Annotated in this window: 11 protein-coding genes; 5 read left to right on the top strand and 6 right to left on the bottom strand. The window is 58.7% G+C overall.

The window, feature by feature from the left end:
- Window positions 1–128 precede the first annotated feature (128 nt).
- On the top strand, window positions 129–1,694 hold the full coding sequence (locus A8O29_RS16685; RefSeq protein WP_125353018.1) for an alpha/beta hydrolase: 1,566 nt from the start codon (window positions 129–131) through the stop codon (window positions 1,692–1,694).
- Here A8O29_RS16685 and A8O29_RS16680 read toward each other — a convergent pair.
- From A8O29_RS16680 to A8O29_RS16670, 3 genes are all read right to left on the bottom strand, one after another.
- Window positions 1,680–1,928, bottom strand: a complete 249-nt coding sequence (locus A8O29_RS16680) for a DUF1158 domain-containing protein (RefSeq protein ID WP_110511124.1) — start codon at window positions 1,926–1,928, stop codon at window positions 1,680–1,682. The genes A8O29_RS16685 and A8O29_RS16680 overlap by 15 nt on opposite strands.
- Before the next feature lie 79 nt (window positions 1,929–2,007).
- Window positions 2,008–3,123, bottom strand: a complete 1,116-nt coding sequence (locus tag A8O29_RS16675) for a YbdK family carboxylate-amine ligase (RefSeq protein ID WP_125353020.1) — start codon at window positions 3,121–3,123, stop codon at window positions 2,008–2,010.
- Window positions 3,124–3,245: 122 nt separating this feature from the next.
- Window positions 3,246–4,808 (bottom strand): AbgT family transporter, encoded by a 1,563-nt coding sequence (locus tag A8O29_RS16670; RefSeq protein WP_125353021.1) that lies wholly within the window; start codon window positions 4,806–4,808, stop codon window positions 3,246–3,248.
- A gap of 276 nt (window positions 4,809–5,084) precedes the next feature.
- Here A8O29_RS16670 and A8O29_RS16665 point away from each other — a divergent pair, with 276 nt between their 5' ends.
- Window positions 5,085–5,786: a GNAT family N-acetyltransferase gene (locus A8O29_RS16665; protein ID WP_125353023.1), complete on the top strand. Its 702-nt coding sequence runs from the start codon at window positions 5,085–5,087 to the stop codon at window positions 5,784–5,786.
- Here the strand turns inward: A8O29_RS16665 and entD are convergent.
- Together entD and A8O29_RS16655 are read right to left on the bottom strand one after the other, a co-directional pair.
- Entirely contained in the window at window positions 5,757–6,419 is a 663-nt protein-coding gene (gene entD, locus A8O29_RS16660; RefSeq protein ID WP_125353025.1) for an enterobactin synthase subunit EntD, read from the bottom strand. The genes A8O29_RS16665 and entD overlap by 30 nt on opposite strands.
- 40 nt (window positions 6,420–6,459) lie before the next feature.
- Window positions 6,460–8,685 carry a TonB-dependent siderophore receptor gene (locus A8O29_RS16655; protein WP_125353027.1) on the bottom strand — a complete coding sequence of 742 codons (2,226 nt, stop codon included), beginning with the start codon at window positions 8,683–8,685 and terminating at the stop codon, window positions 6,460–6,462.
- 165 nt (window positions 8,686–8,850) lie between these two features.
- Here A8O29_RS16655 and fes point away from each other — a divergent pair, with 165 nt between their 5' ends.
- Genes fes through entF form a run of 3 tightly spaced genes read left to right on the top strand, consistent with a single transcriptional unit; the run spans window position 8,851 to window position 14,157 of the window.
- A complete protein-coding gene (fes, locus tag A8O29_RS16650) occupies window positions 8,851–10,056 on the top strand; it encodes an enterochelin esterase (RefSeq protein ID WP_125353029.1) in 1,206 nt (401 codons plus the stop codon).
- 26 nt (window positions 10,057–10,082) lie between these two features.
- Entirely contained in the window at window positions 10,083–10,298 is a 216-nt protein-coding gene (locus tag A8O29_RS16645) for an MbtH family protein (protein WP_110511116.1), read from the top strand.
- Window positions 10,291–14,157: an enterobactin non-ribosomal peptide synthetase EntF gene (gene entF, locus A8O29_RS16640; RefSeq protein WP_125353031.1), complete on the top strand. Its 3,867-nt coding sequence runs from the start codon at window positions 10,291–10,293 to the stop codon at window positions 14,155–14,157. Before A8O29_RS16645 ends, entF begins: the two co-directional genes overlap by 8 nt.
- Window positions 14,158–14,220: 63 nt before the next feature.
- Here the strand turns inward: entF and A8O29_RS16635 are convergent, their stop codons facing one another.
- Window positions 14,221–14,862, bottom strand: a complete 642-nt coding sequence (locus tag A8O29_RS16635) for a winged helix-turn-helix transcriptional regulator (protein WP_125353033.1) — start codon at window positions 14,860–14,862, stop codon at window positions 14,221–14,223.
- Window positions 14,863–14,975: the final 113 nt, after the last annotated feature.

Raw genomic sequence — 14,975 nt, 5'->3', positions numbered from 1 at the left:
TGCGCGGTTTTTTTTGCCCGGCGACGAGGCGCTTTCCGGGCATGATATAGCCCTTTTTTATGTGATATTGAAAACCATTCCCATTTGCATTAACGTAGTTTTCCCGTTTCTACAGGAAAAAGCACGTAATGAAGATGGCATGGAGTGGTCTGTTGATTGGGCTAAGCACGATGCCCACCGCGGCGGTGGCCTGCGAGTCGCCTTCCGTTCAGGGAGAGCAAAAGGGAAAATTTGATGCCAGCGGGGAGGTCTGTTTTGAGCTGCCTGAGCTGGGTGAAAACTATGTGCAGGCGACGCTTTCCGGGGTAACGGATGCCCGTTTACTCGACCGCGACAACCGTCGGATCCGCGCCCTGATTGAAGGCGGCCCGGCGGATGGCACGCAAACGCTGCTTTTTTCACTCCCGCCCAACCAAACCACCACGCTCGTGCTGCAAGGTCATGAAGGCGATCGCTGGCATTTTCAGTGGCGCATGAAAGAAACGTCGGCGATTTCCAGCGCCGACAAGCCGGACCCCGCCAGCCCGCTACTGCAAACCCTGGCGAAACAGCTTGAGAGCGGGGCAACAACGGACGCCTTCTGGCAGGCGCGTCAGCGTGAGGGTACGCCGCTGGTGGAACCGGTCGATTCCCGGCATAAACGGGTGACGTTCCTATGGCGTGGGGCGCATAATAATGTGTTCCTGCTCGGTTCGCCTGCGGGCGAGCACGATCCGCTTTTCCGGCTCGGCAATTCTGACGTCTGGTTTCGCAGCTATGTCGTTCCCGCCGATACGCTGATGCAGTACCAGCTGGCCCCCGACGTGCCGAAAATCGAAGGCAATCCGCACGAACAGCAGCGGGCGATCCTGGTCAGCGCGCAGGCCGATCCGTTCAATCCCAACAGCCTCAATCCTGCCAGCGACCGCTGGAATCGCTATTCGCTGCTGGCGCTGGATCCGGCGCGCTACTGCACCTTAACGCGCATGAAAAAGCCGATTCATTACGGGCAGCTGACGCGCCATCAGATTGACAGCGATTTTCTTGGCAACACCCGCGAAATTAAAATTTACCGCCCACGTGTCTCGCAGCCCGCGCGCTGGACGCTCTTACTGTTTGACGGCAAGCAGTATCAGGACGATTACCATTTTGCCAACGTGCTCGATGACCTGATTGCGCGCCATGTGCTGCCGCCGGTCAACGTAGTGTTTATCGATACCCTGGACAATGCCCGACGCGGGGCAGAGCTGCCGCCGAATCCGCGCTTTGCCGATTTTATGGCGCACGAACTGTTGCCGTGGCTGCATCGTAAGGGCTTGAGTCTGCAACGGGATAAAACGGTGCTGGCGGGGTCGAGCTACGGCGGGCTGGCGTCGGCGTGGGTGGCGCTGCGGTATCCAAACCTGTTTGGCAACGTGCTCAGCCTGTCCGGTTCGTACTGGTGGGCGCCGAAAGGCGAGGCCACCGACTGGTTGACGCGCCAATATCAGCAGGCGCCGCGCTACCCGATTCGCTTCTGGCTTCAGGCAGGCACGTTTGAAACGCGCGGTCCCGGCGGTGGAAATTACCCGAACACGCGGGAGTTTGAGCAGGTGCTGCGTGACAAAGGGTATCGCGTCAGCTTCCACCCGTCGTCCAGCGGCCATGATTATGCCGCGTGGTGTGAAGCGCTGGTGGAAGGCATGCGCGATTTTACCGGGTTAGTCCGCCAGTGAGAACCAGCGCCGCCAGACGAAGCGCAGCAGGAAAAACTCCAGCGCGCCAAGCACCAAAAACCAGATGCAAAACAGGATGGTGTACAGCTGGCTGAGGTCCATCAAATGGAACACGGACACCAGTTTTTGCGCCACGGTCAGCCCCAGGGAAGGGGCGGGCAGCAGCAAACAGGACAAAAAGGCCATCAGCAAAATGCCGCCAGCGGTGACCAGAGATTCAAGCGGATGCTTCATGGTGTTGTTAATCAGCAGTTAAAAAAGGCATTGTCCGGGAAACGCCCGCTGACGGCAACCCTCCCGGCCCGCTTCCAGCTCACGCCGCCCAGATTTCACAGTGCTTTTCCACCAGCGATATCAACGAGCCGCCGTCGGCGATAAATTCACGCATCCGATCTGCCTCGCTGTAGCCTTGCTGAACCCGCCGCGCAAGGTCGTCAATCGCGCTGCTGGCCTGCAGCGTATCGGCCCACGGAGCGACTTTCTCCAGCAGGCGCTGAATGTCATCGGAAATCGTCGAGTGTTCACCCGTGTGCACGTCGGTCAGTACGCCCGCCAGCCCGTAACGGCAGGCCTGGAAACGGTTAAATTTATACAGCAGGTAATCCTGTGGCGTCGGTTTGAACGGCCGCGTTTCCAGCAGCCAACTGGAAATCGCCTGAATCAGCCCGGCGATATTCACCGCGTGCGTCAGGGTCAGCGGCGTGTCCATTACTCGCACTTCAACCGTGCCAAAATGCGGGCTGGGGCGAATATCCCAGTGCAAATCTTTAATGCTGTCGATGAGGCTGGTATAGGTCAGGCGGCGAAATAATCCCTTAAACTCCTGCCAGTTGGCGACCCACGGCATCGGGCCCATATCCGGGAAAGCCGAAAAAACATTGAGCCGCGACGAGGAGAATTTGCTGTCTGCGCCTTGTAAATAAGGCGACGCGGCGCTGAGCGCAATCAAGTGCGGCACAAAGCGCGACAGGCCGTGCAGCAGATAAATGGCGTCATCACCGTTGGGACAGCCGACGTGCACATGCTGGCCAAACACCGTCGCTTGCTGAATGAGATAACCAAACTGCTCCAGGGTGCGCAGGTAGCGCTCGTTATCGCACACCTCCTGGCGCTGCCATTTCTGGAACGGATGGGTCCCGCCGCCGCAAATTTGCAGATGCTGATTCGACGCGGCTTTCAGCACCGTCTGGCGAAGGGCGGAAAACTGGCTGCTGGCTTGATGAATGTCGTGGCACACGCCGGTGGCAATCTCCAGCATGCTCTCGGTGATGTCGTGTTTGACCTCGCCCGCCGAACCCGTTTCGCCAATCTCCGCGATCAGCGCCGAAGAGTCCTGGCTCAGGTCGAAACCCGGCGGGTTAACAATCTGCATCTCCAGCTCAATGCCGAGGGTAAAAGGATCGGAAACATGAAAATCAGGTAGCGACATGGCAACGTCCGACAGGTTTTTTTGTCAGTATAGGCGACAAAAAATCACTTCAGCGTGACGCTTAACCGCAAGGGGAAAAAGGTTGCCCGGAAGCCAACGCCGCCGGGCAGGGGAGAAAGGCGTTAGCCCGCAGACCAGGTGTACGGCGCGGCCACGCCAAGCGGCATCCCGAGGCCCCACCACGCCAGCAGGAACAGGCTCCAGGTCACGAGGAAGGCGATGGAATACGGCATCATCATCGACACCAGCGTCCCGACGCCCGCGCCCTTCACGTAGCGCTGGCAATACACCACCACCAACGGGAAGAACACCATCAGCGGAGTGATGATATTGGTGCTGGAATCCCCGATGCGGAAGGCCGCCTGCGTCAGTTCCGGGGAAATCCCGACCGCCATCAGCATTGGTACCATAATCGGTGACAACAGGCCCCATTTTGCCGACGCGGAGCCGATCAGCAGGTTAACCACCGCCGTCAGTAGAATCATGCCGATAATGGTTGCTTCGCCCGGCAGCGCCATAGCTTTCAGGCCGTCCGCACCCGCCAGAGCCACCAGCGTGCCGATGTTCGAATCGCTGAAGGCTTTGATGAACATGGCGCAGAAGAAGGCCATCACCATGTATGAGCCCATTTTGCTCATCGAATCATTCATGGAGTTAATCACATCTTTCCCGGTCTTAAAGCTGCGCGACGCAAAGCCGAAGACGATGCCGGGAATAATGAAGATCAGGAAAATCAGCGGCACGATGGATTTCATGATCGGCGCGCTGTAGGCGGTCAGCGAGCCGTCCGGGCTGCGCAGCATTGAGCTTTGCGGCCACGCGGCGGCGGCCAGGGCCACCAGACCGAGGATCATCACCACGCCGGCAATGTTAAACGCCCGGCTTTCCTGGGCGGAGACGTGAGACATATCTTCGTCGTGCTTAAAATCACCGTCGAGGGTCATTTTGCTCACGCGCGGCTCGACGATGCGCTCGGTGACCCACCAGCCAACCAGCGTGATCACTATCGACGAGGCAATGCCGAAGAACAGGTTACACAGCGTATTCACGGTGTACGTGCTGTCGAGCAGCTGGGCGGCGGCCTGGGTAAAGCCCTGCAACAGCGCGTCATTGCCGGTTGGCACCATATTGGCGGCGAACCCGCCGGATACCCCGGAAAACGCGGCGGCAATCCCGACTAGCGGGTGACGGCCTGCGGACATAAAGATAATCGCGCCGAGTGGGATAACCAGCACGTAACCTGCATCCGCCGCCACATGGCTGAACATCGCCACGAAAATCAGCATCGGCGTCAGCAGTTTTTTCGGCGTCACGCGCAGCATCTTTTTCAGCGCCACGTTGATAAAGCCTGAGCTTTCCGCCACTCCGACCCCCAGCATCGCCACCAGCACAATGCCGAGCGGTGCGAATCCGGTGAAAGTGGTGACCATATTGGCGAGCGTGCTGGTCAACGCTTCAGCCGACAGCAGGTTATTGATCTGCACGGTTTGCTGCGTCACCGGGTTAACGATGTCGAATTCGACCATCGATAACACCGCTGACAGGCCCATCACCGCGAGTAAAAAGTAGAAAAAGATAAGCGCCGGTTCCGGCAGGCGGTTGCCCGCTTTCTCAATCGCGTTGAGAAACCCGCTCATCAGGCGGCTTTCCTGACCGTCCTTTTTTGTCCTTGTCAGTGTATTCATAGATCCTCTCTCGACCGACTGGATGTTTCATTTCGCTGCTGAATGTGTCGAAGCGATAATAGAGGCAATGTCGGACTGAAACACGCTTTTTTACGCCACTAAAGCCGATTTCGATCTCATTTGTAGAATATGATTCCGAATTATTCGGTGCTCTCTGGTGATAACGTCGGTAAATGTATTGTTCACTGAAATTAACGGCGAGCAAGGCGGGTTGGGATTAAGCGAAGCCGTAATGCCGTGTGATATAACTTTGATGAATAATTATCGGGAGGTGTCGTGACGGAAATCAACAAATACGGGCAGACGGTGGGTGATGCACTGCCTGACTGGCAGGGCGCGGGGTTGCTGGAACGTAAAGCCTTAACGGGTCGAAGCTGTCGGCTTGAACCGCTGAACGCCGTGCGTCATGCCGCGGATCTGTTTGAGGCTTTCGCCCTGGTGCCGGACGACCGCGACTGGACGTGGCTCGGCAGTGAGCGCCCGGTGTCCGTGGCGGTGACCCGTGCCTGGTTGCAGGGCAAAGTAGATGACGAGGCGTTAGTGCCGTTCGCGGTGATTGATTTACGCAGCGAACGCGCGGTGGGCGTGGTGTGCCTGATGGCTATCGAGCGGGCTAACGGCGTCGTGGAAATCGGCCATGTCAGTTGGTCAGTTTGCATGAAGCGCAGCGTTATCAGTACAGAAGTGGTCTGGCTGCTGCTGCGTGAAGCTTTCGCCTGTGGCTATCGCCGGGTGGAATGGAAATGCGACGTCCTGAATACCGCCTCACGCCAGGCAGCAGAACGCATCGGTTTTACCTTCGAAGGCCGTTTTCGTCAGCGGATGGTGCGTAAAGGCCGCAATCGCGACAGCGACTGGCTCTCAATAATCGACGGCGAATGGCCCGCGATTGATGCCGCACTTCAGGCGTGGCTGGATGAAAGCAACTTTGATGACAAAGGCCAACAGCTACGCCGACTGGAGAGTTTTCGCGAGTAGGGTTACGAGCTGATTATCGTTCCGCAGCCATACCACATGACAAATTTTCCCCGCCAGTGCAGGCGAGAATCCGTTGGTTAATTGCAGGCTAATGTCCTGCCCGCGCATTGCCACAACGCGGGCGGACATAAAACCGGGCATGGCGTGGGTCGCAAAACTGTACGCCTTATAAACACTCTCTTTGGCGCTAAACGCCAGCGTCAGCGCCAGCGGGAAAGGCAAGCCGGAAGCATGCAAAACCGCTTGTTCATCGATGGTGACGATACTTTCCGCAATCTCTGCACAAACATCAGCGCTCAACACCGTTTCCAGATCCACACCCACCGGTTCCCGTGATACCACCGCCAGCGCGGTGGTGCCGCTATGGCTGATGCTACCGTACCAACCGTTGGGCCACAGCGGCTGTCGGTGCTCGCCGATATCTGGCATGGCACGTATACCGTGTTGCTGTAAGGCGTAGAACGCGGCGAGTCTGCCTGCGAGATGTTCTGCTTTGCGCTTCTTCCCGGCGGGCATCAGCCTGGCGTGATGGGGCAACCACATTAAATCGGCGTCAGTGAAAGTCGCGGGGTCGAATTCAATCTGATGAAGCGTATGACCGTCGAGGGAAAGGGAACTGTGCTCTGTTTTCATGGTGATGCCCCTCTCCCGCAGGAGAGGGGTGGCCTCGTTATCAGAAGTGTGTATTCACGCTCATGTAGTAAGTCCGGCCAGACTCGTTATAGGTCTCTGCCCCCGCGCCATACATATAGCCCGTCGCGCCGCCGGTGGTCTGGGCGTTGCCCGCACGCCAGTGGCGTTTGTCGAACAGGTTATCGATACCCGCGGTGAAGCTGACGTATTTGGTCGCATCCCAGGTGCCGCTCAGGCCCAGAATGCTGTACGGGCTGACTTCGTTCAGCTCGGTCCCGGTCGCCGGTTGGCCTTTGTAGTTGTACTTCTTCGGCTGCTGCTTGCCGTACCAGGTGAAGGTCGACTGCACGGAGAAGTCCTGATACACCTGCCAACTCAGGGTCGAGTTGAGGGTGTATTCCGGGATGATCGACAGGCGATCGCCGGTCTCTTTGTTCTTACTTTGCAGCATGTAAGTGATGTTATTGGTCCAGTTAACGGTCTCGCTCACCGGGACGTTCAACGTACCTTCCAGGCCTTCAACCACCGCTTTCGGGACATTCTCCCACTTGTAGAGATCGGTCCCGGAACCGTTGGTGTATACCGGTGAATAGCCCGCTTCAATCTTGTCGCGATAGTCGTTGCGGAACCAGGTGGCACCCGCCAGCCAGCCTTCATGCTTGAATTCCAGACCAATTTCTTTATTGATGCTGGTTTCCGCTTTCAGGTCTTCATTCCCTTGCAGGTAGCAGCCGCTGGCACTGGCGTAGCAGCCCTGGCCTTTGCTGTAGAGAATATAGTTCGGGTTAGTCTGGTACAGGCTCGGTGCTTTATAGGCGCGGGCGATCCCCATTTTCAGGGTGAAATCATCCCAAAGCCCCTGCGACAGGTTCAGGGATGGGCTCGAGTTATCGCCGACAATGCTGTGGTGATCGAAACGCAGCGCCGGGGTCAGCATCGTGGTGTCGGTCACTTCAATATTGTCTTCCGCGAACAGCGAGAAGATTTCCGCCTGCGAATACGGGCTGCGGTTGGTGCTGCTGTAGCCCGGAATAGTGCCGCCCATAAAGGTCTGGGTATTCGACGCCATATCCTTCATGCGCTGCTGGTTCCACTCGGTACCCATTGTCAGCGTCTGGTTGAACACGAAGTCGATTGGCAGGTTGATTTCGCTGTGCAGCAGCACATCGTCCAGATCGATATCGACGAACTTATCAGAGTTGAAGATACCTTCGGTGCCGCCCGCCAGGCCTTCGCCTTTGCGCGAGTTGCGGGTGTGTTCGTACTGCGCCCAGGTACTGGTAGTAATGCCGTTATCCCAGCCGCCGTTCCAGGTCAGGGAGTAGTTTTGGCGATACAGACGGTTGGTCTCTTTGCCGTAGTTTTCTTTGACGAAATTATTGGTGTTGGTGTTCTGGGTATCACCCGCGTACAGGTTGTTCTGACGGCTGTAGCCGGCTTGCAGTTCCAGCGACTGCATCGACGCAAAGTCCCAACGCAGCACGCCGTTGATGTCTTTGTTCTCCACCCCTTCGCGCCCGGCGGGCAGGGTGTTCTGGTAAATTCCGGTACGCTCAGACTGATGGCCTTGGTTGATGTCCCAGGCGTCGGCTTGGGTTTTATCCAGGTTACCGTTCAGACGGAAGCTGAAATCGCCGCCCATCGGGCCAGTCAGGCTGAAGTTGGTGCGTTTGGTGGAGCCTTCATCTTTATGCTCCGGCAGGTTCATAAAGGTGTCCCAGCTGCCGTGCCACTCATTATTGACCTTTTTGGTGATGATGTTCACCACGCCGCCTGCCGCGCCGTTGCCGTAACGTGCCGCCGCCGGGCCACGAATAACGTCGATACGCTCAATCATCTCTGGCGGAACCCAGCTGGTGTCGCCGCGGGTGTCACGCTCGCCGCGCCAGCCTAAACGAATCGAGTTCCGGCTGGTGACCGGTTTACCGTCAATCAGGATCAGGGTGTTTTCCGGGCCCATGCCGCGAATATCAATCTGGCGGTTGTTGCCGCGCTGGCCGCTGGTGGAGTTCCCGGTCAGGTTAACGCCAGGCATAGTGCGAATGATTTCGGAAATGTCACGCGCGGGTGGGCGTTTACGGATTTCATCGGCGGTAATCGTTGAAACGCCCGGCGCCTGCAGGTTCTGCTGCGCCGCGGTAACGACCATGGTTTCTTCAGCATCTGCAGTTTTTGCCTTTTCGGTCTCTTCTGCGAATGCGGGTGAAGCCACCCCGTAAATACCCAGATTGACCAGTAAGGCCAGGGATTTGAGTTTGTTATTCATTGTTAGCCAACGTCCTGCTGTATCAAATAAACCCCCTGTCAGAGCGCAGGGGAAGGAAAGTAAAACGCGCGCCAATACGCTATTGCAAATGCAAATAGTTATCAATAATATTATCAATAATTTTTAGCCTGTAACAAAATAATCCACAAACAGCGCGGGGTTAACGTGGCGGAGACGGTAACGACAGGGAGTGCAGCCTGGTGGGAACGCATTGACGGGCCCCAATGGCGGCGGGAAGGGGAGTGTTGCCACGTCACGTTTTACTGGCGCGATCCGGCGGGTAGCGAGCCGCATTCCCGTCTCAAAAGGGTGTGGCTGTACATCACCGGCGTGACCGATCACCACCAGAATTCAGTCCCGCAGACGCTGTCCCGTCTGCCGGGCACTGACGTCTGGCAATGGCAGACGCGGCTGCCTGCTAGCTGGCGAGGCAGCTACTGTTTTATTCCTTCCGAACGTGAAGATGATTTCGTTGCCGCACTGTTTAACGGCGACGCCCCGGACCGCATTCTGCTGCGCGAAGGGTGGCGAAAACTGTTGCCGCAGGCAATGGCCGATCCGCGCAATAAGCACAGCTGGCGTGGCGGACGCGGGCACGCGGTGTCTGCGCTCTCGCTGCCGGATGCACCGGTTCAGCCGGGCTGGGATTTGCCCGACGTGGCATATAACCCGCCGGTATGCATTGAATGGCGCAGCCAGCGTCTCGGCAACGTCCGTCGGGTGTGGATTTATTGCACGGGAAACGGCTCGCATCACGCGCGCCCGCTGGCGGTTTTACTTGATGGTCAGTTCTGGGCTGAAAGTATGTCGGTGTGGTCGCCGCTCGCCCGTCTGACCCGTGAAGGTCAGCTTCCGCCCGCGGTGTACGTGCTGGTGGATGCCATCGACACCGCCCATCGCAGCGCGGAATTGCCGTGCAACACCGATTTCTGGCAGGCGTTACAGGCCGAGCTGCTCCCGCAGATTCAGCGCATCGCGCCGTTCAGCGAGCAGCCGGAACGCACATTGGTCGCCGGGCAAAGCTTCGGCGGACTGGCGGCGATGTTCGCCGGGCTAAGCTGGCCGCAGCGTTTTGGCTGCGTGCTGAGCCAGTCCGGTTCCTACTGGTGGCCGAAACGTGGCGATCGCCACGGCGGCGTCATACTTGAAAAACTTTCTCGCGGTGAATTTTCGCCGCAGGGCCTGCGCATCTGGCTCGAAGCCGGACGTCGCGAGCCGGTCATTTTTGAGGCCAATCAGGCCCTCTTACAACAACTACAACAGCAGCCGGTTTTCTGGCGTCAGGTTGACGGCGGACACGATGCGCTGTGTTGGCGCGGCGGGCTTACTGCGGGGCTGATAGCGCTCTGGCAGCCGCTGGTCGATGCATAAAGCGCGCTTTACGACAGGAGTTTGGTATGCAAATCAGTAACCCTTTCGATGATGCGCAAGGGCAGTTTTATATCCTGCAAAATTCCCGCCAGCAGTACAGCCTTTGGCCGCAGCAGTGCGCCCTCCCGGCGGGCTGGGAAATCGTCTGCGAACCGCAAAGCGCCGAGGTCTGCAACGCCTGGCTGGCGGCGCGCTGGACCACGCTGAACCCTGCTCATTTTGCCGGAGGCCGTCATGACTGAACGTTTGCCGCTGGTTGCGGCCCAGCCGGGGATCTGGATGGCGGAACAGCTGTCCACGCTGCCAAACGCCTGGAGCGTCGCCCATTACGTTGAACTCGACGGCGAAATGGACGCGTCGCTGTTACAGCAGGCGATAACACTGGGACTGACGCAGGCCGACACCCTGCGGATGCGCTTTACCGAAGACAACGGCGAACCGTGGCAATGGGTTGATGACGCGCTCACGCCGGGGGTTTCTGCGGTGCAGGATTTACGTCATCAAGCCGATGCGCACGGTGCCGCACTCTCGCAGATGCAGGCTGATTTAGCACAAAACACCCGCGTCGACAGCGGCAACCCGCTGGTGTGTCATCGGCTGTTACGTGTGGCTGATAACCGCTGGTACTGGTATCAGCGCTATCACCATTTGCTGGTGGATGGCTTCAGTTTCCCGGCCATTACCCGCCAGATCGTACACATTTACCGCGCGTTGCTGAAAAATGAAACGCCGCCGGAATCGCCGTTTACCCCTTTTGCAGAAGTTGTTGATGAATATCAGCGCTATCGTGACGGCGACGCCTGGACCCGCGACGGTGCGTTCTGGGCCGAACAGCGCCAGCAGTTGCCGTCTCCGGCCTCGCTGTCTGCCGCGCCGTTGCCGGGCCGGGCCGCGACCACCGCCATCTGGCGTTTAAAACTCAGCGCCGACAAACAGGCGTTTAGCCGTTTATCCGCCGCCACCGCCAGCCCGCGCACCGATTTAGCCCTCGCGCTGGCGGCGCTGTGGCTGGGCCGTCTGTGTGGTCGAAACGACTATGCGGCGGGCTACATTTTCATGCGCCGCTTAGGCTCGGCGGCGCTCACCGCCACCGGACCCGTGCTGAACGTGTTGCCGCTGGCGGTGACGCTCAAACCGGAAGAAACCCTGTCGGAACTGGCCACTCGTCTGGGCGCGCAGCTGAAAAAAATGCGTCGCCATCAGCGCTATGACGCCGAACAAATTGTGCGTGATGCCGGAAAAGCGGCGGGTGACGAACCGCTGTTTGGGCCGGTGTTTAACGTCAAAGTCTTCGATTATCAGCTCGAAATCGACGGCGTTCGCGCCACGACACACACCCTGGCGACCGGGCCTGTGAATGACGTAGAGCTGGCGCTTTTCCCGGACGAAGAGGGCGGCCTGACCGTGGAAGTGCTGGCTAACCAGCAGCGCTACGACGCGCAGACGTTACGCCAGCATATGGCGCGCTTACAGGCGATGCTCACGCAATTTGCCGCCAACCCTACGCTGCGCTGCGGTGACGTGGATTTGGTGTCGGACACCGAATATCAGCGCCTTGAACAGATCAATGAAACCGGCATGATGCTGCCGGAAACCACGCTCAGCGCGCTGGTGGCGGCCCAGGCGGAGAAAACGCCTGACGCGCCCGCGCTGGCAGATGCCCGATTGCAGTTCAGCTATCGCGAAATGCGCCAGCAGGTAGTCGCCCTGGCGAATCTACTGCGTGAGCGCGGCGTCAAACCGGGCGACAGTGTGGCGGTGGCGCTGCCCCGTTCGGTCTTTTTGACCCTGGCGCTGCACGGGATCGTCGAAGCGGGTGCGGCCTGGCTGCCGCTCGACACCGGCTATCCGGACGATCGTCTGCACATGATGCTCGAAGACGCCAAGCCGTCGCTGCTGATCACCTCTGACGATCAGCTCAGTCGTTTTTCCGGAATCGACACGCTGTGCTACAGCGCACCGCTGGGCGCGGGGGACGACACGCCACTGGCGCTGTCGAAGCCGGATAACACTGCCTATATCATCTTTACCTCTGGATCGACCGGCCGCCCGAAAGGGGTGATGGTCGGACAGACGGCGATCGTCAACCGCCTGTTGTGGATGCAGGATCACTATCCGCTGACCGCCGCCGACGTGGTGGCGCAAAAAACGCCGTGCAGTTTTGACGTCTCGGTGTGGGAATTCTGGTGGCCGTTTATCACCGGCGCGAAACTGGTGATGGCCGAGCCGGACGCCCATCGTGACCCGCTCGCGCTGCAACAGTTCTTTGCTGAGTTCGGCGTGACCACCACCCACTTTGTCCCGTCAATGCTGGCGGCATTCGTGGCCTCATTAACCGACGACAACGTGGCGTCGTGCCGCGCGTTGAAACAGGTCTTTTGTAGCGGAGAAGCGCTGCCGACCGCGCTGTGTCGCGAATGGGAGCAGCTCACTCATGCCCCGCTGCACAATTTATACGGCCCGACGGAAGCGGCGGTGGACGTCAGCTGGTATCCGGCGTTTGGTCCGGAACTGGCGGCGGTCAGCGGCCACAGCGTACCGATTGGTTTCCCGGTGTGGAATACCGGTCTGCGCATTCTCGACGCGCAGATGCGCCCGGTGCCGTTCGGCGTGGCGGGGGATTTATACCTCACCGGCATTCAGCTGGCGCAGGGCTACATGGGCCGTCCGGACCTGACTGCCAGCCGCTTTATTGCCGATCCGTTTGTCCCCGGCGAGCGCATGTATCGCACCGGTGACGTGGCACGCTGGCTGGATAACGGCGCGGTGGAATATTTAGGCCGTAGCGACGATCAGCTCAAAATTCGCGGGCAGCGCATCGAGCTCGGTGAAATCGAGCGCATGATGCTGAGCCTGCCGGACGTGGCGCAGGCGGTGGCCCATGCCTGCGTGCTGAATCAGGCCGCGGCGGTGGGCGGCGATGCGCGTCAGCTGGTGGGCTACGTGGTGTCCGATTCCGGATTGCCGCTGGCCTGTGATGCGCTGCTGGAAAGCCTGCGCGACAAACTGCCGCCGCACATGGTGCCGGTCACGATTATCCCGCTGGCGGCACTGCCGCTGAGCGCCAACGGCAAGCTGGACCGCAAAGCCTTACCGCTGCCAGAACTGACGCAAAAAGCGCCGGGGCGTGCGCTGGAAAGCACCACCGAGCGCGCGGTGGCGGAAGCGTTTGGCGCGCTGCTGGGCTGTGAGATTGGCGACGTCGATGCTGATTTCTTCGCGCTCGGCGGCCATTCGCTGCTGGCGATGCGTCTGGCGGCGCAGCTCAGCCGCACCTTTGCGCGTCAGGTCACGCCGGGGCAGGTGATGGTGGCCTCGACCGTGGGCAAACTCAGTCATTTGCTGGATTCGGTGAACGAGGAGCAGGCTCAGCGTCTGGGCTACGAGGCGATTTTGCCATTGCGTGAAAGCAGTGGCCCAACGCTGTGGTGTTTCCATCCGGCGTCCGGTTTTGCCTGGCAGTTCAGTGTGCTGGCCCGTTGGCTGAACCCGCGTTGGTCGATAACCGGTATTCAGTCGCCGCGTCCGGCAGGGCCAATGGCCAGCGCGGAAAATCTGGATGCGTTGTGCGAGCACCATCTGGCGACGCTGCTGCAACAGCAGCCGCACGGCCCGTATTATCTGTTTGGCTACTCGCTCGGCGGCACGCTGGCGCAGGGCATCGCGGCGCGTTTACGTCAGCGCGGTGAGGCGGTGGCGTTCCTCGGGCTGCTGGATACCTGGCCGCCGGAAACGCAGAACTGGTCGGAAAAAGAAGCCAACGGTCTGGACCCGGACGTGCTGGCGGAAATTAACCGCGAGCGTGAAGCCTTTCTGGCAGCGCAGCAGGGGCAGGCATCCGGCGAATTATTCACTGCGATTGAAGGCAACTACGCCGACGCGGTGCGTCTGTTAACCACCGCGCACAGCGTGGCGTTCGACGGCAAAGCGACGCTGTTTGTGGCGGAGAAAACGCTGACGACGGGCCAGGACCCGCATCGCGCCTGGGGTCCGTGGGTAAAAGAACTGGAGGTGTATCGCCAGAACTGCGCCCACGTGGATATTATTTCCCCGCAGGCGTTCGAAGCGATTGGCCCGGTGTTGAAGGAAATATTGGCATAATAATGGGATCTGTCTTTTCTCCCTCGCCCCTTTGGGGAGAAGGTCGGGGTGAGGGGAAAGGGTTCAATACTTATCAGGCAAACGATGCACCGCTTTCAGCACCCCGTCCTCTATGTCGATATATCCACCTTGCTTAAGCTGAGAGAGCATTTTCATTACCGTGCTGCGCGACAAACGGGTTCTTTCGATAATGTACTTTGCCGTTGAGGTGGTATTACGCAGATCCTCGGGCTCCTGCATCAGCGCCATTAACTGAAACTTCATCACGTCGTAGGTGGTGGGCGCGCTCATCAGCACGCTCTTTTTATAGAGGTTGCTGGCGATGGCAGTCATGTGTCTGGCCAACAATTCCCAGGCATTGTTTTGCGCAATAATTTCATGGGCCCGTTGGTTGGGTAAGGTGGCTATCCTCGCCTCGCTGACCGTTTCAATATACAGCCCCGATTCGTGTGGAAAACTATTGGATATGCCCAAAATATTGGGTGTGGTGATGGACGAGATAACGAAGTCATCGGTACTTCTGCCTACTTTGACAAGGCCAGATAACAGGATGTAACACAGGTTCACGCCATCCACCGATAAGTGAAGTTGCGTATTGGCCTGAACATCCTCAAACGTGACATACGGCGAGAGCACATCGATGAGATCGGTCGTGGCCTGAGATTTAATCGGTGTTGTCATGCCTTGCAGGAAAGACTCTTTCATAACTGTACGTTTATAGTGACCCGCTCATGCCTTAAATCTAGCAACAGCGCGCCTTTGCGTACATCAATACTTCACAGTAACCCTCGCCCCTTTGGGGAGAGGGGTTCTGTTAA

It is taken from the genome of Scandinavium goeteborgense (assembly GCF_003935895.2).
GTDB classification, from domain to species: Bacteria; Pseudomonadota; Gammaproteobacteria; order Enterobacterales; family Enterobacteriaceae; genus Scandinavium; species Scandinavium goeteborgense.
The sequence above is the reverse complement of the archived record's forward strand: the minus strand, read 5'-3'. Positions and strand labels throughout refer to the sequence as shown.

What these genes read in the sequence shown, in the direction of transcription:
- A8O29_RS16685 (WP_125353018.1), top strand. Translation starts at nt 129, where the DNA reads ATGAAGATGGCATGGAGTGGTCTGTTGATTGGGCTAAGCACGATGCCC.
- A8O29_RS16680 (WP_110511124.1), bottom strand. Translation starts at nt 1,928, where the DNA reads ATGAAGCATCCGCTTGAATCTCTGGTCACCGCTGGCGGCATTTTGCTG.
- A8O29_RS16675 (WP_125353020.1), bottom strand. Translation starts at nt 3,123, where the DNA reads ATGTCGCTACCTGATTTTCATGTTTCCGATCCTTTTACCCTCGGCATT.
- A8O29_RS16670 (WP_125353021.1), bottom strand. Translation starts at nt 4,808, where the DNA reads ATGAATACACTGACAAGGACAAAAAAGGACGGTCAGGAAAGCCGCCTG.
- entD (WP_125353025.1), bottom strand. Translation starts at nt 6,419, where the DNA reads ATGAAAACAGAGCACAGTTCCCTTTCCCTCGACGGTCATACGCTTCAT.
- A8O29_RS16655 (WP_125353027.1), bottom strand. Translation starts at nt 8,685, where the DNA reads ATGAATAACAAACTCAAATCCCTGGCCTTACTGGTCAATCTGGGTATT.
- A8O29_RS16645 (WP_110511116.1), top strand. Translation starts at nt 10,083, where the DNA reads ATGCAAATCAGTAACCCTTTCGATGATGCGCAAGGGCAGTTTTATATC.
- entF (WP_125353031.1), top strand. Translation starts at nt 10,291, where the DNA reads ATGACTGAACGTTTGCCGCTGGTTGCGGCCCAGCCGGGGATCTGGATG.
- A8O29_RS16635 (WP_125353033.1), bottom strand. Translation starts at nt 14,862, where the DNA reads ATGAAAGAGTCTTTCCTGCAAGGCATGACAACACCGATTAAATCTCAG.